The sequence below is a fragment of the Vreelandella songnenensis genome (assembly GCF_003002925.1).
Lineage (GTDB): Bacteria > Pseudomonadota > Gammaproteobacteria > Pseudomonadales > Halomonadaceae > Vreelandella > Vreelandella songnenensis.
Map to the genome: position 1 here is coordinate 127,936 of NZ_PVTK01000004.1, position 19,274 is coordinate 147,209.

Consider the following 19,274-nt stretch of genomic DNA (forward strand, 5'->3'; position numbering starts at 1 on the left):
CCTTGGGCCGGCCCGCTTTGGGTATCGGCCGCGTTGCGCTATGGCTCGCGTTAATCGATAACTCTTGTTAATCAATAATTAAAGGAGCGAGACATCGTATGAGCAACAAAGCCGTTATCAATACCGACAAGGCCCCGGCCGCCATTGGCCCCTACTCGCAAGCCATCAAGGCAGGCAATACGGTCTACCTTTCCGGCCAGATTCCGCTTGATCCAACGACCATGGAAATCGTGTCCGAGGATTTCGAAGCCCAGGCGCGCCAGGTATTTACCAACCTGAAGGCGGTCTGTGAAGAAGCGGCGGGCTCGCTAAGTGACGTGGTAAAGCTCAATCTGTACCTGGTGGATCTGGACAACTTCGCCATTGTGAACAAGGTGATGGAAGAGTTCTTCGCCTCACCGTTCCCGGCCCGCGCCGCAGTAGGCGTCAAGGCGCTGCCCAAAGGCAGCCAGGTGGAAGCCGAAGCCGTCATGGTGATTGGCGATTGAGGACTGGCCGACCCGCTATTGTCAGTTCAAGCACCATAAAAAAACCGGCCCGCGCTTAGCGCCAGGGCCGGTGTTGTTTATAGGGCTTCGTTGGTGGCGAGTCTTACGCCTTTTGAGGCTGCAGGAAACCGCCCTCCTTGAGAATCTGCGCGTACCCTTCCCGATAGCTTGGGTAGGTGAATGTGTAGCCGGTTTCCAGGATGCGCGCATTATCGCAGCGCTTGCTGGCCCGGCGGCGCAGCGGCGACTGCATGGTGTCGGTGGATTCCACCTTCAGCTGCTTGCCGATCCAGGCCATGACGTTGTGCAGGGTGACCGGCTCGCAGTCGCTGCCCAGGTACAGGTCGGCGATAGGCTGGCCGTTCTCCTGACAGCGCATCAGGTGCGCCAGGATACCGGTGCAGTCGTCCCTGTGAATGCGGTTGGAGTAGATGACCGGGGTGACCGCGGCAATGCGGCCTTCCGCCACCTGGTGGATCAAGCGATCGCGACCCGGGCCATAGATGCCGGAAAAACGCACCACGGTGCCCGGCAGCGGGTGATTGAGCAGTGCCTGTTCGGCTTCATACATCAGCTTGCCGGAAAAGCTTGTCGCGTCGATGGGGGTATCTTCATTGACCGCCTCGCCTTCCTGCTGGCCATAGACGCTGGTAGAAGAGACGAAAAATACCCGGCGCGGCGGTTTTTCATGCTGCTCCATCACGCTCAGCACGCGTTTCAGGCCGTCTGGATAGGCGCTCTGGTAGGCACTCTCCTCGAAACGGTCGGCGCTGACGCTGTAAATCACGTAGTCTGCCTGAGGAAGGGCCGAAGCGCCCGCCTCGTCAAGCGTATTGAGGTCGAGTTTCAATGGCTTGATGCCCGTATCTTTCAGAGCATCGATGTTACGGCGTACGCCAATGACCTTGTGCCCCTCGTCGATCAGCTCGCGCCCCAGGGTAATGCCGATGTCCCCGCAGCCGATAATCAGTACCGTTAGCTTCACCTTATCCACTCCTTTTGATAAATATTCCCTATTAGATACAAAGTCCCTGCAAGATGTGACATGGTCAGCAGGGTTTGCCTGTCCCTTTCCGTGAGAGGATGCCCACTGGCGCCGCTATGACTTTAACAGAACTACGCTACATCGTAACCCTTGCACAGGAACGTCACTTTGGCCGCGCGGCCGAGCGCTGCCACGTTTCTCAACCTACGCTTTCGGTGGCGGTCAAGAAGCTCGAGGATGAGCTTGAGATACCGCTGTTCGAGCGCTCCAAATCGACCATTCAGGTGACGCCGCTGGGCGAGCAGATTATCGCCCAGGCCCAGCGGGTGCTGGAACAGAGTCGGCTGATCTACGAGATGGCCAGCGCCGGCAAGGACCAGCTCTCCAATACACTGCGTATCGGCGCCATTTATACCATCGGTCCCTATCTGTTTCCGCATCTGATTCCCGCCCTTGCCGATATCGCGCCGCAAATGCCGCTGTATATCGAAGAGGGTATGACCGGAACGCTACGTGCTAAGCTTAAAAATGGTGAACTCGACGTCATCATCGTGGCGCTGCCGTTTACCGATACCGATATCGTGACCAAGCCCATTTACGAAGAGCAATTTGAAGTCCTGATGCCTGCCAACCACCGCTGGGTCGAGCGTACCGCGATCCATAAAGAGGATTTGCTCGAAGAGCGGCTTTTGCTGCTGGGTGAAGGCCACTGCTTCCGCGACCAGATTCTCGAGGCGTGCCCGGCGATTACCCAGAAGCTCAACAGCCCCAACAACACGCTGATTGCCGAAGGCGGCTCGCTCGAGACCATCCGCCACATGGTGGCCTCGAAGCTGGGGATTACCGTGTTGCCGCAGTCGGCGCTCGGCACGGACCAGTACGAGAACGCCATGCTGGAAAGCCGCCCCTTCGTCGACCCGGCGCCCTCGCGCACGGTGGCCATTGCCTGGCGGGCGAGCTTTCCCCGACCCAAGGCCATTGATGCCCTGGTGGATGCGATCAGCCGCTGCCAGCAGCCCACCAAGTCGGTCAACACGGGCTCATGAGCGACCTGACCGGCCCCGTTACCGCGCTGAAAGGCGTGGGGGAAGCGCTGGCGCTGAAGCTTGCGCGGTTGGGAATCGAGCATGTCAGCGACCTGCTGTTCCACCTGCCGCTGCGCTATCAGGACCGTACTCGGCTCACCCCGATTGGCCTGCTGCGCGCCGGGCAGGAAGCCGTGGTCGAAGGCGACGTCACCGCCTGTGATGTGGTCAAGGGGCGCCGCCGCAGCCTGCTGGTGCGCCTGCGCGACGGCAGCGGCATCCTGAGCCTGCGCTTTTTTCACTTCTCGCCCGCCCAACAGCAGCAGATGCGCCCCGGCGCCACGGTGCGCGCCTTTGGCGAGGCGCGGGCGGGGGCCACGGGGCTTGAGATCTATCATCCTGAATATCGTCTGAGCGGCAGTAGCGAGACGCCGGTAGATGAGTACTTCACGCCCATCTACCCCACCACGGAAGGCTTGAATCAGGCGCGCCTGCGGGCGTTGACCCAGCAGGCCCTGGAGATGCTGGACAGTGCCCCGGAAGCGCTGCCCGATGTGATCCCCGAGCCGCTGCGTCAGCGCTTTCAACTGCCGGGGCTGCACGCCTGTTTACACCTGTTGCACCAGCCGCCGCCGGATGTGGATATCGACAAGCTGACCCTGGGCCAGCACCCCGCCACGCGGCGGCTGGCGCTGGAGGAGTTGCTGGCGCATCAGCTCAGCCTGCGCGAGGTGCGACTGCGTATCCAGGCCGATGGCGCGCCGGTACTGCCTTCCGGGCGCAGCCTCCAGGCGCGCTTTCTGGCTCAGCTGCCCTTCGCCCTGACCGGTGCCCAGCGCCGGGTGCTTGAAGAGATTGCGCTGGACCTGGGCCGCCCGGCCCCCATGCTGCGCCTGGTGCAGGGCGATGTAGGCTCGGGTAAGACCGTGGTGGCTGCCATGGCGGCGCTGGCGGCCCTGGCCGGCGACTGCCAGGCGGCAATCATGGCACCTACGGAAATCCTCGCCGAGCAGCACTACCGGGCGTTCAAGGCCTGGTTTGAACCGCTGGGGATTGAAGTAGCGTGGCTGGCGGGCAAACTCAAGGGGAAAACCCGGCTGGACGCCAAGGCGGCCATCGCCGATGGCCGGGCGCGCATGGTAGTGGGTACCCACGCCCTGTTTCAGAGTGACGTGCACTTCCAGTGCCTGGGGCTTGCAATCATCGACGAGCAGCACCGCTTCGGCGTTCATCAGCGTCTGGCGCTGCGTGAAAAGGGCGAAGCGGGCGGGCTGACCCCGCACCAACTGATCATGACCGCCACGCCCATTCCGCGCACGCTTGCCATGAGCGCCTACGCGGATCTGGATGTTTCGGTGATCGACGAGCTGCCGCCCGGGCGTACTCCGGTCAAGACCGTGGTGGTGTCTGACGAGCGCCGCCCGGAGGTGGTCGAGCGTATCCGCAAGGCATGTAGCGAAGGCCGCCAGGCCTATTGGGTATGTACGTTGATCGAAGAGTCCGAAGCCTTGCAGTGCCAGGCGGCGGAAGTCACCAGCCAGGAGCTGACCGAAGCGCTGCCTGAGCTTGCCATCGGGCTGATTCACGGGCGCATGAAGGCCGGTGAAAAGGCCGAGGTCATGGCTGCTTTCAAGGGAGGGGAGCTGGATCTGCTGGTCGCCACTACGGTGATCGAGGTAGGGGTGGATGTGCCCAACGCCAGCCTGATGATCATCGAGAATCCGGAGCGTCTCGGGCTTTCCCAGCTGCACCAGCTGCGCGGCCGGGTAGGGCGCGGCAGCACGGAAAGCTTCTGCGTGCTGCTTTACCATCCGCCGCTTTCCAAGACCTCCCGCCAGCGCCTGGGCGTGATGCGCGAAACCACCGACGGCTTTCGTATCGCCGAGAAGGACCTGGAAATCCGCGGCCCTGGCGAAGTGCTTGGCACCCGCCAGACGGGGCTTGCGCAGATGAAGATCGCCGACCTCGAGCGCGATGCCGACCTGCTCGAACGCGTCACCTCCCTGGCCTCGGAGCTACAGCACGCCCCGCAGGTAACCGCCGTGCTGGTACGCCGCTGGCTGGGCGAGGCGGCCGGGCGCTACGGACAGGTCTAACGTCCTGCCGCACACTCTTTTAGCATGTTTCAGCGCTTCACCGGGCTGATCAGCCGGTTGGCCGCTTCACCCAAGGGCGCCAGCTGTTCGCCAATCAGGCGCAGCTGGCTCTGGATCGGGCGGTACACCACGACCGCCTGCTCGTCAGCGCTGCCTTGCTCGTCCAACTGGGCTACCAGCGCGTCTGCCTGCTCGGCTAGCGTATCGGTCAACTGGCGCTTGTCGAGCCGTTCGGCCAGATGTTCCAGCATTTCGCTCATCTGCCGGGCTACCGGCACCAGCGCGGTATCGTCTTCGTCTTCAGCCAGCTGATGGCGGTGGGCGCCCAGGGCGGAAAGGTGGCTCAGCAGGGTATTGGAGAGCACCAGAAAGCGCAGGCCGTTATCCGCATCCTGCTTACGGTAGTGCCCGGGCTCGTGGAGCATGTTGGTCAGCAGCGTGGAAAGCGCGGCGTCGGCGTTATGGGCATTGCGGCGCGCCAGGCGGTAGGCCAGGCCATCCTGCTTGCCCTGCTGGTACTGGCTAACAATCTCGTCCAGGTAGCGGCGGTGGCTGGTGAGCACCTTGGCCGCTTCGCGATAAAGCCTGCGCCCCTGCCAGTCCGGCAGAATGAAAAACACGGCAAGCCCCGCAATCAGCGAGCCGATCAGCGTATCAAACAGGCGCGGCCAGATCAGGTTGAAGCCATCGCCCACCTGGTTGAAGCTGCACAGCACCAGCAGGGTGATGGACGCGGTTGCGACCACGTAGCGCTTCTCCCGGTTGGCAAAGAAGGTCACGCCCGCCGCCACGGCAATCATGCTCTGTACGCTTGGCTGGGGAAACAGGCTGATCGACGCCCAGCCGACCACCAGGCCCAGCACCGTGCCCATGATCCGCTGGGAAAGAAAGCGCCGCGTAGTGGCAAAGTTGGGCCGGCACACGAACAGCGTGGTCAGCAGAATCCAGAAGCCCTGCTCCGGGTCCAGCCACTGAAGCAGCCCATAACCCACCACCAGCGCGGAGGAGAGGCGTATGGCGTGGCGAAAGGTGGGGGAGCCCAAGGTGAGGTTGAGGCGCACCCGCTTCCAGGCTTCCAGCAGGCTGGAGGGCGAACGGTCAAACAGCGCGCTGTCGCGCCGATCGTCGTCCATGTCCGGGTTATGGGCGCTGGCAATCTGACCTTCGAGAGTGGCCAGGTTGTCCGCCAGAGCGTTGAGCGGGCGCATCAGCGGGCGCCATTCGGGCTTGCCGCGGTCGCTCAGGTTATCGATCGAGGCGCGCAGATCGGCCAGGGCCTCTTCGCTCTGGCGGTGATCGAACGGGCGGTTGAGCAGCAGCGATTTGGCCAGCTGGCGGCAGGCGCGGCCCTGCTGGTCCAGCAGGCGCTGGCAGCGAAACAGCACGTCGTGATGAAAGAAGGCCTCGGTCAGCGCGCTGTAGGGGTAGTGGGTCGAGCTTGCCCGTTCATGGATGTCCTGGGCGATAAAGTAGATGCGCAGGTAGCGGTTCAGCTTGCGGTTACCGCGCTGGCCCTCGAGGCGCCGAAAGATCATCTCCTTGGCCTGGTTGAGCGCGTCCACCACCTTGCCGTTCTGGCGCGCCAGCGCCACCCGCCGCGCTTCCACATCCACGCCGCGCACCGGCTCGAACAGCGCCGACTTCAGAATCAGGAACTCGCCCAGCGTCTTGTACAGCCGCGCCATGCTCTGCTTGAGCGGCTGGCGTGAGAAAAACGCGCACCACAATACCGAGATAAGCCCGTACCAGGCGGCCCCGGCAATCAGCTGCAGCTGGCGAGTGGAGACTTCATGATCGACCCCGCCGTGCTGCTCGATATTGATCATCGAATAGATCGACAGAATCAGCGTGCCCGAGGCAATCGTGGCATAGCGCTGGCCGATGGCGCCGAGCATGATCAGGGTAAAGGTGGACACCGCGAGGCCCCCGGCGAACAGCCACGGCCAGGGAAACAGCCACTGAACCACAAACGAGGCCAGGGTGAAGCATAGAAGGGTAACGACAAGTGCCTGAAGCCGCCCCTGCCAGCTATCGTCGGTTTCCGAGAGTGCGCAGGCAATAATGCCCAGAAACAGGGGGATAACGAGGGCAATGTTGCCAGAGTAGATGCTGAACAGCAGCGCGCCACTGAACGCCAGAAAGACACGCAGGCTGTAGGCAAACTTGTCCAGCGTCCAAAGACGCCGCAGCGGCAGTGAAAAAGAGGGCATAGACGCTCTTATTGTGGGTCGTTGTTAGACTTTAGTATACCTATTGTAGGCAGCCCGTTGCTATGGCTTAAACCATTATATTGCAGGGCCTTTCAAGGCATTGTCACTACCCGCTTGCCCAGGTGGCGGCGGATAAAACGAAAACAGCCAACCCGGATTTTAAAACGGGTTGGCTGCATAAGAGCATTATCTAATCGGGACTGACGCTAAACGTACTTCAACAGCTTCTGCAGCTTGTTCATGTCGGCAGAGTCGCCCACCAGGCGAACTTCGCCGTTGACCATGCCGTCGAGAAACGCCTGTTGGGTAGGCTTTCTGAGGATACGCAGTGCCGCGTCTTGATCACGAAAACGCAGCTCGAGATCCAGGTCTATCGGCAGACCTTTTTCAGAAGTGATGCCTTTGGGCGTCATTCGATAATGCCGGGCAACGCTCAGATCTTCTGTCGCGATGCCCCAGTCAAGGCGACGCATGCGCTCGAGCTGTTCACGAAAGCGCGGCTTGCGGCGCAGGGCACGCTTGAGCAACACGCCCAGGAGCCACAGCGTCAGCTTGAGCTTCATTAGGAAACGGCATCCTTGAGCGCCTTGCCCGGCTTGAAGGCGACGTTTTTGCTGGCAGGAATCTGCAGCGGCGCGCCGGTTTGCGGGTTCTTGCCGGTACGCGCTGCACGCTCGCGTACGGTAAAGGTGCCAAAGCCGATCAGTGCCACATCTTCGCCCTTGGCAACGCTGTTGGTGATCTCGTCCAGAATCACGTTCAGGACTTGACCAGCCTTGTCCTTGGACAGGTCGGCACTCTCAGCGATGGCAGCGGCGAGTTCAGGTTTGCGCATAAGGAATTCCCCTAGTGAAATAGTAAGCGTAAAGCATAACGGTGTTGTTAAAAGCGCCACCCAGGCTGGGTCAGCTTACCTAGCCTAGTCGTGAACGCGGTGAAAATCAGCCTAGCAGTACAGGAGCTGCTCTGGAAAGCTCCACTTTCCGTCTCACGCAGCCCCCTGTCAACGCAAAACCGACTAAATTCCCGTGTTTATCTTCACCCAGGGCGCTCATGTCGCCGCCTTCCCCCTCGATTCGCCAGCGCTCGACGCTCGCGGCCGGTGGGTAGGCAACGACCGGCAGCAGCGGTGTCTTGACGATGATCGGCCAGGCCCCGAAGCTGACCTGAGTCGGCGTGCCGGCAAGTGTAGCGGCCAGCGCCTTGGCGCTGGCCTGCAGCGGCTGCACGTACATGGCGTTGACCCCGGCAACACAGGCCACATCGCCAAGCGCGTAGATATGCGGGTCCGAGGTACGCAGGTAGCGGTCGACGTCGATACCGCGGCGGGATGCGTCAAGCCCTGCGGCGTCAGCCAGCGCAGTGCGGGGTGCCAAACCGGTAGCCAGCAGCACCAGGTCCACCTCAAAGGTAGTGTGATTATCCAGCGTAAGCTGAACGGCGCTGTTGCTGCCCGCGCTGATGTCGGCAAGCGTGCGGCCAAGGGCAAGCTGGATACCGGCGTCCTGAAAGGCGTCGCCCAAGGCGTTGCCGAGTGGTTCGGGCAGAAGCCGCGCCAGCGGTGTGGCTTCCGGTGCCACCAGCGTTACCTGATGCCCGCCTGAATGCAGGTCATTGGCGAACTCGCAGCCAACCAGGCCCGCGCCGATAACGGCAACGCGGGCTGGGTGTTCATCAAGTGCCGCTCGAAACCGGCGGTAGTCATCCAGGTCGTTCACGCTGAAAAAGCGCTGGGAGACGCTCTCCGGAATCGCAAACGGCGCTTGAGGGGCGGCGCCGGTCGCCAGCACCAGGGCGTCGTAGCCAAGCCGCTGGCCATCGCTCAAACGGATGGTGCGCGTCTTGGGCGTCAGCTGCTCAACGCGGGTATGCGTGATGACTCGGGCGTCCAGCTCATCGGCAAGCGCGGCTGCGCTGCGCTGGGCCAGCCGCTCGGGCGGCTGGCGCTTGGCAAGCCCTGTCGAGAGCAGGGGTTTACTGTAGTCATCGCCGCTGTCTGCGCTGATCAGGGTGATCGCGCGGTGGTCATCCAGGCGGCGCAGGGCGCGGGCAAGCCCGACGCCTGCCATCCCGGTGCCGATAATGACCAGCCCGGCGTGGTCAGTGGCATCAAGCGTGTGTGATACGGGCATGCCATCCTCAAATAGTCGATGCAATAAAAGCCTGTCTGGCCACCATGTTACACTAGCCACCCCGTTTTTTGCCCAGGAGCATCCGGTGGCGACTTCCTCTTTTCGGCCCACTTACGCTTTTCCTATCTGGCAGCCCGTGGCGGCGGTGCGGCCGGCCATGAGCGCGCCCTGGTGGCAGTGGGTGGCCTCCACCGATTCGCTGACGGCCCGCCTGATCAACGCAGGAGGCGAGCGGCCGTTTCGCGTACGCCTGCTGCATCAGGGAGTGGGTACGCCTCGGCTGGATGAAGCGCTGGCGCTGGGCATTGCACCGCGCCGTTACGCCTGGCTGCGGGAAGTGGCGCTGTGCGTGGGGGGCTCGCCCTGGGTGGTGGCGCGTTCGGTGGCGCCGCTGGCCCAGCTGCAGGGCCAGCATCTCAAGGGGCTGGGGGAGCGTTCGCTGGGCAGCTGGCTGTTTCAACAGCCTGACCTGGTGCGTGGCCCGATAGAGGCCAGTACCTGCGCACCGCGCGTCAAGTATCCAGAGAGTGATCAGGCACGAAGCCTGTGGGGGCGGCGCTCGGTGTTCCAGCACGGCGGTCTTTCACTGCTGGTGCAGGAGCACTTTTTAACCACCATGGCTGATGATCTTCGCCTGCCTTCGCGTTAGGCTTGCTCGGCATCTCTTCTTTTCGTGAGGTAAGCATGGATCGTTCTTTGTTGCGGCCGGCCGGCTGGGCGCGCGCCGCCGACTTCTTGCAGCTGATGCGCCTGGACCGGCCGATTGGCACCTGGCTTCTGATGTGGCCGACCCTGTGGGCGCTGTGGATTGCCACGCGAGGCGTGCCGGGCCGCAGCGTATTGCTGATTTTTGTGGCGGGCGTTTATGTGATGCGCGCTGCGGGCTGCGTGGTCAACGACTATGCGGACCGCCATTTCGATGGCCACGTAAAGCGCACCAAGACCCGCCCACTGGCCACGGGGCGTATCAGCGAGACGGAGGCGAAACTGCTGTTTGTCGGGTTGGTCGCGGTGGCCTTTGTTCTGGTACTGCTGACTAACGGGTTCACGGTGATGCTATCGCTGGGCGGCGTGGTGCTGGCGTTTATCTACCCGTTCATGAAGCGCTATACCCACTTTCCCCAGGTGGTGCTGGGCGCGGCTTTCTCCTGGGCGATTCCCATGGCGTTTGGCGCGGTGCTGGGCCATGTGCCGCTGGAGGCGTGGGTGCTGTTTCTGGCCAACGTACTCTGGACCGTGGCCTACGACACCCAGTACGCCATGGTTGATCGCGATGACGACCTGAAAATCGGCATCAAGTCGACCGCCGTGCTGTTTGGCAGCGCTGATCGGCTGATCATCGGCCTGCTGCAGCTGGCCACGCTTGTTCTGCTGGCCTGGGTGGGCCTGCGCGTGGGGCTGGGCGGCTTCTTCTGGCTGGGGCTTGGCGGCATGGCGGTAACGTTTATTCATCAGCAGCGGCTGATCAAGGGGCGTGAGCGTGACCCGTGCTTCCAGGCGTTTCTGAACAATCACTGGTCGGGCCTGCTGATCTTCGCCGGTATTGCGCTGAGCTGGTGGCCCGAGGCCGTGTAGTTGAAGTAGAGAGAAGGGCGGCCGATATTGGCACTTGTCATGGAAGTGTCATCAAGCCATGGTGTTATTGTCACAGATATGTCATTGAATCACCTTTCATTGAGCACCGTGAGGCCCTGGAATGACCGCCAAGACCGTTTTGATTGTCGATGATGAAGCGCCCATTCGCGAGATGATCGCCGTGGCGCTGGAAATGGCTGACTATCACGTGCTTGAAGCGGATAACGCCCAGGATGCCCACGCCATGGTGGTCGACCATCAGCCCGACTTGCTGCTGCTTGACTGGATGATGCCCGGCACCAGCGGTATCGAGCTTGCCAGGCGCTTGAAACGCGAAGAGGCCACCGCTGAGCTTCCAATCATCATGCTCACTGCCAAGGGTGAGGAAGATAACAAGATCCAGGGCCTTGAATCAGGTGCGGATGACTATATTACCAAGCCCTTTTCCCCGCGTGAGCTGGTGGCGCGTCTGAAAGCGGTGCTGCGCCGGGCGACGCCGCGCGGCGTTGAAGACCCCATCGAGATCAACGGCCTGCTGCTTGACCCGGTCAGCCATCGCGTAAGCGCCGACGGCAAGGCGCTTGAGATGGGGCCCACCGAATACCGCCTGCTGCAGTTCTTCATGACCCACCAGGAGCGCGCCTATACGCGCAGCCAACTGCTGGACCAGGTGTGGGGCGGCAACGTCTATGTCGAGGAGCGTACGGTGGATGTGCATATTCGCCGCTTGCGCAAGGCGCTGGGCGATGTGCATCAGAACCTTATCCAGACGGTACGGGGTACCGGTTACCGCTTCTCCGCTCGGGTGTAAGCATGCGCCTGTGGAGTCGTGAGCTGTGGCGCATTGCCTGGTTGGCGACCATTGGGGTTTGTGTGGGCTGGCTGTTGGGATCCGCCGGGCTGGGGCTGGCGGCCGGACTGAGCGTATGCCTGTTCCATCATCTGCGCCAGCTGCGCGCCCTGTTTCAATGGTTGACGCTTAACCCTCACGAAGAGCCGCCGGCGGCCAGCGGCATGTGGGGCGAACTGCTCGACCGCCTCTACCGCTATCAGAAAAGCCAGCGCATTACTCAAGGCCGCCTACGCGCCACCCTGGCACGCATTCAGGAGTCTTCAGAGGCCATGCGTGACAGCGTGGTGATGCTGGACCGTCACGGTGACCTTGAGTGGTGGAACAGCGCCGCGACGGACATGCTGGGCCTTCAAACCGCCCACGATCGCGGTCAGCATATTACCAACCTGCTGCGCGATCCGCGTTTTATCAGCTACTTCAATGCGCGCGAGTACGGCGAGCCGCTTACCTTGCCCTCACCGATCGACGAGCGCAGCGTCCTTCAGTATCAGATTACCCTTTACGGTGACGACGAGCGCCTGGTCATGGCGCGGGATATCACACGCCTGCACCGCCTGGAGCAGATGCGGCGTGATTTCGTGGCCAACGTTTCTCATGAATTGCGCACGCCGCTGACGGTGCTTTCCGGCTATCTGGAAACCTATGGCGACCTGGCCGAGCAGCTTCCACCCCGGTTAGGGCGTGGCATCGAACAGATGCAGGATCAGACCCAGCGAATGCAGAATCTGGTCAACGATCTGCTCCTTCTGTCTCGTCTGGAGATCGACCAGGGGGGGCAGGATCATCAGCCGCTCTCGGTTGAGCCGTTGCTGAATAGCGTCTGTCAGGATGCACTGGCCCTGTCGCATCGCAAGCATGCTGTCCGCGTGGTCATCGAAAGCGATGCCAGACTGCTTGGCAGCGAGCAGGAGATACGCAGCGCCATTTCCAACCTGGCCTTCAATGCCGTGCGCTATACCCCGGCGGGTAGTCAGATCACCTTGCGCTGGGCCGCGATGGGCAATGGTGGCGCCTGCATCGAGGTAGAAGATGATGGTGAAGGGATCGACCCGGTACATATCCCGCGTTTGACCGAGCGTTTTTATCGCGTCGATAAAGGGCGCAGCACCGCCACCGGCGGCACGGGGCTCGGGCTTGCTATCGTCAAGCACGTGCTGCTGCGCCACGATGCTCAGCTTCATGTCGAATCGCACCCCAATGAAGGTGCGCTATTCCGTTGTATCTTTCCTGCCAACCGGCTAATTCAGGCCTGAACCGCTGCGCCCTTCAATAGGCTTTGTACAAGTGTGCCAGGGTGACAGTCAATTATGGTCAAAGGTTGCTCATGTGCCATTTTTAACCAGTCAAACCGCGTCTTAACATCCTTGAAACCTGATTAATGCCAAATCTAGTTTTATATAAGTTGCTGTATTTTATTGATTTTATAATAATATGGCGTTTTCTGGCATCGCCTGTGCAATAACCTAGACAAGGAAGACTACCGCAGGAAATGGTAAGCCAGGAAGGCACTTCCTTAAATTTAAGCGGTATTCACAGCGATCTAGGAGACGGAACATGATGTCCAAGGAACTACTCAAGAAAGCTGGTATTTTAGGCGTAACCTTTGGTCTTATGGCAAGCCCCTTTGCTTTTGCCCAAGAGCCAGCCAACCCGAGTGGCAACATCACTGCAGATGATGAGCCGATGCAAACTCAATCAACTGATGCTGGCGCAAACTCTGCCACTTATGATCAGGATGACCTGATTCATGAAGAAGGCGATGCGGCAACGGCGACAGATGGCATGGACTCTTCGCACTCCTCTACCCACACCGACAATGATCCGATGGGTTCAGGACCGACAGGCGAAACATCAGGCGGTGATACTACTTTCGAATCTGATGACCTGCCGAAAGAAAATAGTTCAGTTACCACTGATCAGTAATTGTTAGTTAAAAATTATTGAAGCCCTTCGCTCAGGAGCGAGCGAAAGCGGGATAGGGATGTCCCACTGTAAGGATGCTTATCGATTCAAGGATTGAATCAAGTGACAGTCACAACGTTAGTCAGGGTAAATTCCAAGGTTGGAGTCCCGCAAAAGGATAGGAAGCTAGCGTTAGATATTGTCCAGTAGTAAAGCGATCAAGACCCTGCCACGGCGGGGTCTGATTTTTTGTGCGTGATTTTTTTATGTTGTCATGCCCGGCTATCTTCGTCTGCTGAGTAGATAGCGGCCAGGTGCTCAATGGAACAAGCAGCAACCTATCTGCTGTGTGTCACTTTTAAACATATACTTTTGGCGCATGTGTTATATTTGCACAATAAATTAGCTGGCTATCTATTTGCGCGGCAGTTTTTAGTACACGCTGAAAATAAATAAGTCTATGAAATTAATGATATTTTATGAATTGACGTCATGCTGGCATTGATAGTGCAATAATTATTGTGAAAGATAGCCGCCAAGCTGTATATGAATTGTAGAGTTTATTTCAGGCGGTTTTAATACATTCAGGAGCAAGTCATGTTATCTAAAGTATTGGTAAAAAAAGCAGGTATTCTGGGCGTTGCCTTTGGTCTGATCGCAAGCCCCATGGCATTTGCGCATACATCCATCGAACTCAACAAGGATCGCGGCGTAGGTGAAGTTCAAGACAAGCCGCAGTCTACCAACGAATCCGGCGCTGCCAGCTATTCGTCAACCGAACTCAACCATGGCGAACGCGATCGCATGAACTCCAACTACACGCCGTCTAGCCAACATGAGCGTGGCGAGCATGGTTCACGCGCCCATAGCGGCAACAGCAATACGTACAATACCTCTGACCTGACCCGCGACGAAGGTGATAGCACCGAGTGGTAAGTTGAACGTTTTACACAGGTCAGTATGAAAGACCCCGCTACGGCGGGGTCTTTGCGTTAATGCTCGGCCGTTGTTAAACCGTGCCTTGTACCGTCAGCTCGCGAGCTGTGCGATAGTGCTGATCCCACATCAATACCGCTCCCGCCACGGCACCTGGAATCAGAAACAGGTTGGCAAGCGGTATCCAGGTAATCAACGTTACCAACCCGCCATAGCTCAAACTTTGCCACCAGTGGTTGGAAAGGCGTTTTCGCATATCGCCAAAGGCCACCTTGTTGTTATCCATCGGATAATCCAGGTAGGTGATCGCCATCACCCAGGCGGAAAAAAGCCCCCATAGCAGTGGAGCGAACAGGTTCAGGCCGGGAATCCAGCTAATGACGAACAGCGCAGCGGCCCGTGGCGCGATATAGGCCAGCTTGACCATTTCTCGGCCAAGCGCATCGATAGCGGTCTTTGCAAGGTTTCGGTCATCCAGTGGAATGCGTCCAGTGGCCTGCACTTCCACCTTGGCGGCAAGAAATCCGTAAAAGGGGGCGGCAATGAGGTGGGTAATCAGGGTAAAGGTAAAAAACACCACGGCCAGCAGGCTGACCACGAACAGCGGCCAGATCAGCCAGGAGAGCCAATCAAGCCAGGTGGGGACCAGGCTCATCCAGTGATTCAGCCAGCCGGAAAAGCGGTTGACGACGACGCTCAGCATGGTGGCGTAAACGATGACATTGACGAGGATGGGCAGAAATATATACCGACGCAACCCCTTCCGATACACCAGGCGCGTGCCCTGGCCAAGCGCTGTCATGGCATTCAACATAGCACTATTTCCTCATAAACAGACGTCCGGGCTGGTATCAGCCCGGACGTATTGCATGAGGAATTGCCGGATGGGTCAAGGCTTTTTCAGTACCTTTTGATCCAGTGTGCCCGGGTCGCTATGGCGAATATCCAGCCCTTTCACCAGATACACCACGTACTCGGCGAGGTTGTTGGCGTGGTCGCCCACTCGCTCCAGCGCACGCAGTACCCACATGATGCTGAGTACCGAGCTGATGGCGCGGGAATCTTCCATCATGAAGGTCATCAGCGAACGCATGGCGCTGCCATACTCGTCATCCACCAGCTCGTCTTCGTGTACCACCTGCATGGCCAGTTCGGTATCAAAGCGGGCAAACGCGGTCAGCGCATCGCGCAACATCTTGCGTACGTGCTCGCTGATATGGCGAACTTCGATCAAGCCTCGCACGGTGCTGGTGTTTTCGCTTAACAGCAGGGCGTTGCGGGCAATCTTGCTGGCCTCATCGCCGATACGCTCGAGATCCGAGGTGGCGCGAATGACCGCCAGTACCAGGCGCAGGTCGGATGCCGCCGGCTGGCGGCGCGCCAATATGCGGGTACACTCGTCATCGATCTGTAGCTGCAGGTCGTTCACCTGGCGGTCGTTGTCGCGCACCTTCTCGGCCAGACGGGTGTCACCTTCCAGCAAGGCGTGCACGGCGTCCTGCACCTGTTTTTCCACCAGGCCGCCCATGGCCATCAGGTGGGTTTTCAGCTCTTCCAGCTCCTGATTGAACTGGCGCGAGATATGCTGGCTGTGGGTATTGCTCGTAATATCCATTGAGCGCTCCTGATGTCTTGTTGGTTAGGCCTGGGGGTGTTTCACGTCATGCGGCCGGTGATGTAGTTTTCGGTGCGCTGCAAGCGCGGGTTGGTAAAGACCTGATCCGTCGTCCCGTATTCGACCAGCTCGCCGCTGTGCATGAAGGCGGTATAGTCGGATACGCGAGCGGCCTGCTGCATGTTGTGCGTCACAAGGATCAGCGTCAGCTGCGACTTGAGATTGCGGATCAGCTCTTCAATTTTCAGGGTTGAAATAGGGTCCAGCGCCGATGCCGGCTCGTCCAGCAGCAGCACACCGGGCTGTACGGCAAGCGTACGGGCGATGACCAGACGCTGCTGCTGCCCGCCAGAGAGCTGCCAGGCAGAGCGATGCAGGCGATCCTTTACCTCATCCCACAGCGCCGCCGAGGTCAGCGCCCACTCGATGATGTCGTCGCGCTGGCGCTTGGGCAGGCGGTGTTGCAAGCGCAGGCCAAAGGCGACGTTTTCATAAATCGACATGGGAAACGGGTTGGGCGTCTGAAATACCATGCCCACACGGCGGCGAAGTTCGGTCACGTTGGTCTTGGGGGCGTAGATATCCTGGCCCTCAAGCTCGATCTGGCCGCTGTGCTCCACGCTCTCATTAAGATCGTGCAGACGATTGATGGCGCGCAGCAGCGTCGATTTTCCACAGCCCGATGGGCCGATGAACGCCGTCACCCGATGGCGCGGCACGCTGAGGGTAAGCTCGCGCAGCGCCGGTTTTCCCGCATAGGCGAGGCTGAAGCCTTCGATGCTCAGGGCGCGCTGTTCGGCTGCAAAGTGCGTCACCGGCGCCTGTGAGGCGTTGGCTGAGTCTAATGACGCTAGCATTCGTTTCCCCGTTGGCGCCTGAAATAATGACGCAGAAATATGGCAGTTAGATTAAGCATCAGCACGATCAGCACTAAAAGAAGCGCCGTGGCATACACCAGTGGCATGGCGGCCTGAACATCTTCGCCGTGAAAGGCGGTATCAAACAGATGATAGCCAAGATGCATGAACTTGCGTTCCAGGTGCAGGTAGGGAAATTCGCCGTCGACCGGCATCTGCGGGGCAAGCTTGGCCACGCCCACCAGCATGAGCGGCGCCACCTCGCCGGCGGCGCGGGCTACGGCCAGAATCACCCCGGTCAGCATGGCGGGTACGGCCATGGGCAGCACGATCCGCACCAGCATTTCCAGGCGCGTCGCACCCAGGGCCACCGCACCTTCACGCTGGGCGTCGGGGATTCGCGCCAGGCCCTCTTCGGTGGCCACGATCACCACCGGAAGCGTCAGCAGGGCCAGCGTCAGTGACGCCCACAGCAGCCCGCCCGTGCCGAACGTAGGCGAGGGCAGGGTATCGCTGAAGAACCAGCTATCCAGTGAACCGCCGATACCGTAGACGAACACGCCAAGGCCAAACACGCCGTAAACGATGGAGGGCACGCCCGCAAGGTTGCGTACGCCAATACGTACCAGACGCGTGAGACGGTTCTGGTGGGCGATCTCGTTAAGGTAGATGGCCGCCAGTACACCAAAGGGGGTCACGATGACCGACATCAAAATCACCATCAGCACGGTGCCGAAGATGGCCGGCCACACCCCGCCGCGGGTGTTGGCTGCCCGCGGGCCCTGGCTCAAGAACTGCCAGACGCGCTCGCCCCAGGTATGCGTTTTCTGCCACCACGCCATGGCATTGGGGGCCGTTGCGCCACTGATATTGGTCAGTGGTTGGCGCAGGGTCTGGCCGTCGGCGGTAGCCAGCAACAGCGCTCCGGCCGGGCGCTGGTTGGCAGGTAGCGCCAGGGCGGCAGTCAGGTAATCCCAGGCCGGCTGACCCTCGAGCCGCTCGCCGTCGCTTTCCACGCTTACCAGCCGGCCGATAAAGTCGCCCCAGGGCGTGCGCGTAAGGCGAACAAGATCCTCAGGCGTGGTGCGCTGGGCAATATCGTCCACCGGCACCCAGCGCCAGCTGGCACCCGCTACATCGCGATTGCCCGTAAAATAGAGCCTTTCATCGCCCGCCTGTTGAGGGAGCGGCGTCTCGCGAATGGCTTCGCCTGCCACCACTTCGCCGGAGCGCAGGGTGACCTCTTCAAGCGTAGCGGGCCAGAAGTGCCCCAATCCGCGTACCAGCAGCAGGGAGAGCAGCGCCGTCAGCATGAGCAGCGAAAGGGCAACGCTTGCCGCACAAAGCCAGGGCCATAGCCTGTCGAGCAGGCGCTGGGGGGCGGCAGTTAACCGGCGGGGCATCAGTGGCGCCCCGCTTTCTGGTAACGCCTGCGCATGCGCAGGCGGACCATTTCGGCCAAGGTATTGACCAGAAACGTGAAGACAAACAGTACCAGCGCGGCGAGTATCAGATAGCGATAGGTCAGCCCGCCCGGCGAGGCTTCGGGCAGCTCGATGGCGATGGCCGCCGCCATCGAGCGCATTCCCTCGAAAGGGCTTGCGCTGAGCAGCGCAGTATTGCCGCTGGCCATCAGCACTATCATGGTTTCACCCACGGCCCGGCCCGCGCCGATCATCACTGCCGAAAAAATGCCGGGCCCGGCCGCGGGTAGCGCCACTTTCCAGAGCGCCTGCCAACGGCTGGCGCCCAGCGCATGCGCGCCCTCCATCAGCGTGTCTGGCACATCGGCAAGTGCATCTTCGGCGAGCGCATAAATGCTGGGAATGACGGCAAACCCCATGGCGATGCCCACGATCAGCGCATTGCGCGTGGCGTAGTCCAGCCCCCAGCGCTGTTCCAGCAGCTGGCGAAGATCGCCGCCGGGCAGCAGGGTTTCCAGCAGCGGGGCGAACCAGAGTGCCAGCAGCAACATGCCGGCAATCCAGGGCACCAGCCACAAGCCTGCCCAGGAGAGCGGTAAAGCCTGACGCAGGCGTGAGGAGAGCAGATGCCAGAGTACGCCGGCCAACCCCGCACTTAGCGGCAGCCACACAAGCACCATCAGCGTGCTGGCCAGATTACGCTCCACCCAGGGCGCCAGCACCAGGCCGGCGATAAACCCGATCACCACGCCGGGAATGGCTTCCATCATCTCAAGCGCGGGTTTGATGCGGCTGCGCAGGCGTGCCGACATGAACAGGGCCGAATACATGGCGGCCCCCAGCGCAATCGGTAGAGCGAACAGCATGGCGGCGAGGGCGGCCTTCAAGGTGCCCCAGGCCAGCGGTGAAAGCTTGGTCAGTGCAAACGTCTCATCAAGGCTCAGCAGTGGCAGAGTTTCCCAGATGAGAAACACGCCAATGGCGAGAATGGCCAACAGTACGCCGATACCGCCAGCGGTAATCAGGCTGGTGGCGATGCGGTTTTTAAGCTGGCGTAGCGGTTGATGAGACACCGGCGCGCGTGGTGGGATCATGGCAACTTCATAGCGGGGTCACAGGCGTTACAGCTATCATCTTCATAAGCATTATCGTTTGCATAAAAACTATCTGCACGAG

19 protein-coding genes are annotated in these 19,274 nt (G+C 60.4%); 9 read left to right on the top strand and 10 right to left on the bottom strand.

Annotation, left to right across the window (positions count from 1 at the left end):
• The first annotated feature begins 98 nt into the window (after nucleotides 1–98).
• Nucleotides 99–488, top strand: coding sequence for a RidA family protein (locus B0H98_RS08595; protein WP_106374654.1), 390 nt, complete (start codon nucleotides 99–101; stop codon nucleotides 486–488).
• A 103-nt stretch (nucleotides 489–591) separates the two neighbouring features.
• Here B0H98_RS08595 and B0H98_RS08600 read toward each other — a convergent pair whose 3' ends face one another.
• Nucleotides 592–1,473: an SDR family oxidoreductase gene (locus tag B0H98_RS08600; protein WP_106374655.1), complete on the bottom strand. Its 882-nt coding sequence runs from the start codon at nucleotides 1,471–1,473 to the stop codon at nucleotides 592–594.
• Nucleotides 1,474–1,589: 116 nt separating this feature from the next.
• On the opposite strand from B0H98_RS08600, the gene B0H98_RS08605 reads away from it, so the two are divergent.
• Both B0H98_RS08605 and recG read left to right on the top strand, forming a co-directional pair.
• The gene (locus tag B0H98_RS08605) at nucleotides 1,590–2,519 is read left to right on the top strand and encodes a hydrogen peroxide-inducible genes activator (RefSeq protein WP_106374656.1); all 930 of its coding nucleotides are present in this window, start codon (nucleotides 1,590–1,592) and stop codon (nucleotides 2,517–2,519) included.
• Complete coding sequence (gene recG, locus B0H98_RS08610; protein ID WP_106374657.1) at nucleotides 2,516–4,594, top strand: ATP-dependent DNA helicase RecG; 2,079 nt, start codon at nucleotides 2,516–2,518, stop codon at nucleotides 4,592–4,594. The genes B0H98_RS08605 and recG overlap by 4 nt, the downstream gene beginning before the upstream one ends.
• Before the next feature lie 29 nt (nucleotides 4,595–4,623).
• On the opposite strand, the gene yccS is transcribed toward recG, so the two are convergent.
• The 4 genes from yccS to B0H98_RS08630 form a co-directional block, all read right to left on the bottom strand.
• Complete coding sequence (yccS, locus tag B0H98_RS08615) at nucleotides 4,624–6,804, bottom strand: YccS family putative transporter (protein ID WP_106374658.1); 2,181 nt, start codon at nucleotides 6,802–6,804, stop codon at nucleotides 4,624–4,626.
• 206 nt (nucleotides 6,805–7,010) lie between these two features.
• Nucleotides 7,011–7,367, bottom strand: coding sequence for a hypothetical protein (locus B0H98_RS08620; protein WP_106374659.1), 357 nt, complete (start codon nucleotides 7,365–7,367; stop codon nucleotides 7,011–7,013).
• Complete coding sequence (locus B0H98_RS08625; protein ID WP_018918476.1) at nucleotides 7,367–7,639, bottom strand: HU family DNA-binding protein; 273 nt, start codon at nucleotides 7,637–7,639, stop codon at nucleotides 7,367–7,369. The genes B0H98_RS08620 and B0H98_RS08625 overlap by 1 nt, the downstream gene beginning before the upstream one ends.
• A gap of 106 nt (nucleotides 7,640–7,745) precedes the next feature.
• The gene (locus B0H98_RS08630) at nucleotides 7,746–8,936 is read right to left on the bottom strand and encodes an NAD(P)/FAD-dependent oxidoreductase (RefSeq protein ID WP_106374660.1); all 1,191 of its coding nucleotides are present in this window, start codon (nucleotides 8,934–8,936) and stop codon (nucleotides 7,746–7,748) included.
• Nucleotides 8,937–9,021: 85 nt separating this feature from the next.
• Between B0H98_RS08630 and B0H98_RS08635 the strand changes: the two genes are divergently transcribed.
• The 6 genes from B0H98_RS08635 to B0H98_RS08660 all read left to right on the top strand — a co-directional run bounded on the left by B0H98_RS08635 (nucleotide 9,022) and on the right by B0H98_RS08660 (nucleotide 14,202).
• Nucleotides 9,022–9,585 carry a chorismate--pyruvate lyase family protein gene (locus B0H98_RS08635; protein WP_244183041.1) on the top strand — a complete coding sequence of 188 codons (564 nt, stop codon included), beginning with the start codon at nucleotides 9,022–9,024 and terminating at the stop codon, nucleotides 9,583–9,585.
• Nucleotides 9,586–9,620: 35 nt separating this feature from the next.
• Nucleotides 9,621–10,511 (top strand): 4-hydroxybenzoate octaprenyltransferase, encoded by an 891-nt coding sequence (ubiA, locus tag B0H98_RS08640; RefSeq protein ID WP_106374662.1) that lies wholly within the window; start codon nucleotides 9,621–9,623, stop codon nucleotides 10,509–10,511.
• Nucleotides 10,512–10,632: 121 nt separating this feature from the next.
• A complete protein-coding gene (gene phoB, locus B0H98_RS08645; protein WP_106374663.1) occupies nucleotides 10,633–11,322 on the top strand; it encodes a phosphate regulon transcriptional regulator PhoB in 690 nt (229 codons plus the stop codon).
• Nucleotides 11,323–11,324: 2 nt separating this feature from the next.
• A complete protein-coding gene (gene phoR / locus B0H98_RS08650; protein ID WP_106374664.1) occupies nucleotides 11,325–12,617 on the top strand; it encodes a phosphate regulon sensor histidine kinase PhoR in 1,293 nt (430 codons plus the stop codon).
• A 301-nt stretch (nucleotides 12,618–12,918) separates the two neighbouring features.
• On the top strand, nucleotides 12,919–13,287 hold the full coding sequence (locus B0H98_RS08655) for a hypothetical protein (protein WP_106374665.1): 369 nt from the start codon (nucleotides 12,919–12,921) through the stop codon (nucleotides 13,285–13,287).
• A gap of 576 nt (nucleotides 13,288–13,863) precedes the next feature.
• Nucleotides 13,864–14,202, top strand: coding sequence for a hypothetical protein (locus tag B0H98_RS08660; RefSeq protein ID WP_106374666.1), 339 nt, complete (start codon nucleotides 13,864–13,866; stop codon nucleotides 14,200–14,202).
• A 73-nt stretch (nucleotides 14,203–14,275) separates the two neighbouring features.
• Here the strand turns inward: B0H98_RS08660 and cysZ are convergent, their stop codons facing one another.
• The 5 genes from cysZ to B0H98_RS08685 all read right to left on the bottom strand — a co-directional run bounded on the left by cysZ (nucleotide 14,276) and on the right by B0H98_RS08685 (nucleotide 19,192).
• Entirely contained in the window at nucleotides 14,276–15,016 is a 741-nt protein-coding gene (gene cysZ / locus B0H98_RS08665) for a sulfate transporter CysZ (RefSeq protein WP_106374667.1), read from the bottom strand.
• 75 nt (nucleotides 15,017–15,091) lie between these two features.
• Nucleotides 15,092–15,817 (bottom strand): phosphate signaling complex protein PhoU, encoded by a 726-nt coding sequence (gene phoU / locus B0H98_RS08670; protein WP_106374668.1) that lies wholly within the window; start codon nucleotides 15,815–15,817, stop codon nucleotides 15,092–15,094.
• Nucleotides 15,818–15,858: 41 nt separating this feature from the next.
• A complete protein-coding gene (gene pstB, locus B0H98_RS08675) occupies nucleotides 15,859–16,674 on the bottom strand; it encodes a phosphate ABC transporter ATP-binding protein PstB (protein ID WP_106374669.1) in 816 nt (271 codons plus the stop codon).
• Nucleotides 16,668–18,077: a phosphate ABC transporter permease PstA gene (pstA, locus tag B0H98_RS08680; protein WP_106374670.1), complete on the bottom strand. Its 1,410-nt coding sequence runs from the start codon at nucleotides 18,075–18,077 to the stop codon at nucleotides 16,668–16,670. The genes pstB and pstA overlap by 7 nt, the downstream gene beginning before the upstream one ends.
• Complete coding sequence (locus B0H98_RS08685; RefSeq protein ID WP_106374671.1) at nucleotides 18,077–19,192, bottom strand: ABC transporter permease subunit; 1,116 nt, start codon at nucleotides 19,190–19,192, stop codon at nucleotides 18,077–18,079. Before B0H98_RS08685 ends, pstA begins: the two co-directional genes overlap by 1 nt.
• Between the last annotated feature and the right edge of the window lie 82 nt (nucleotides 19,193–19,274).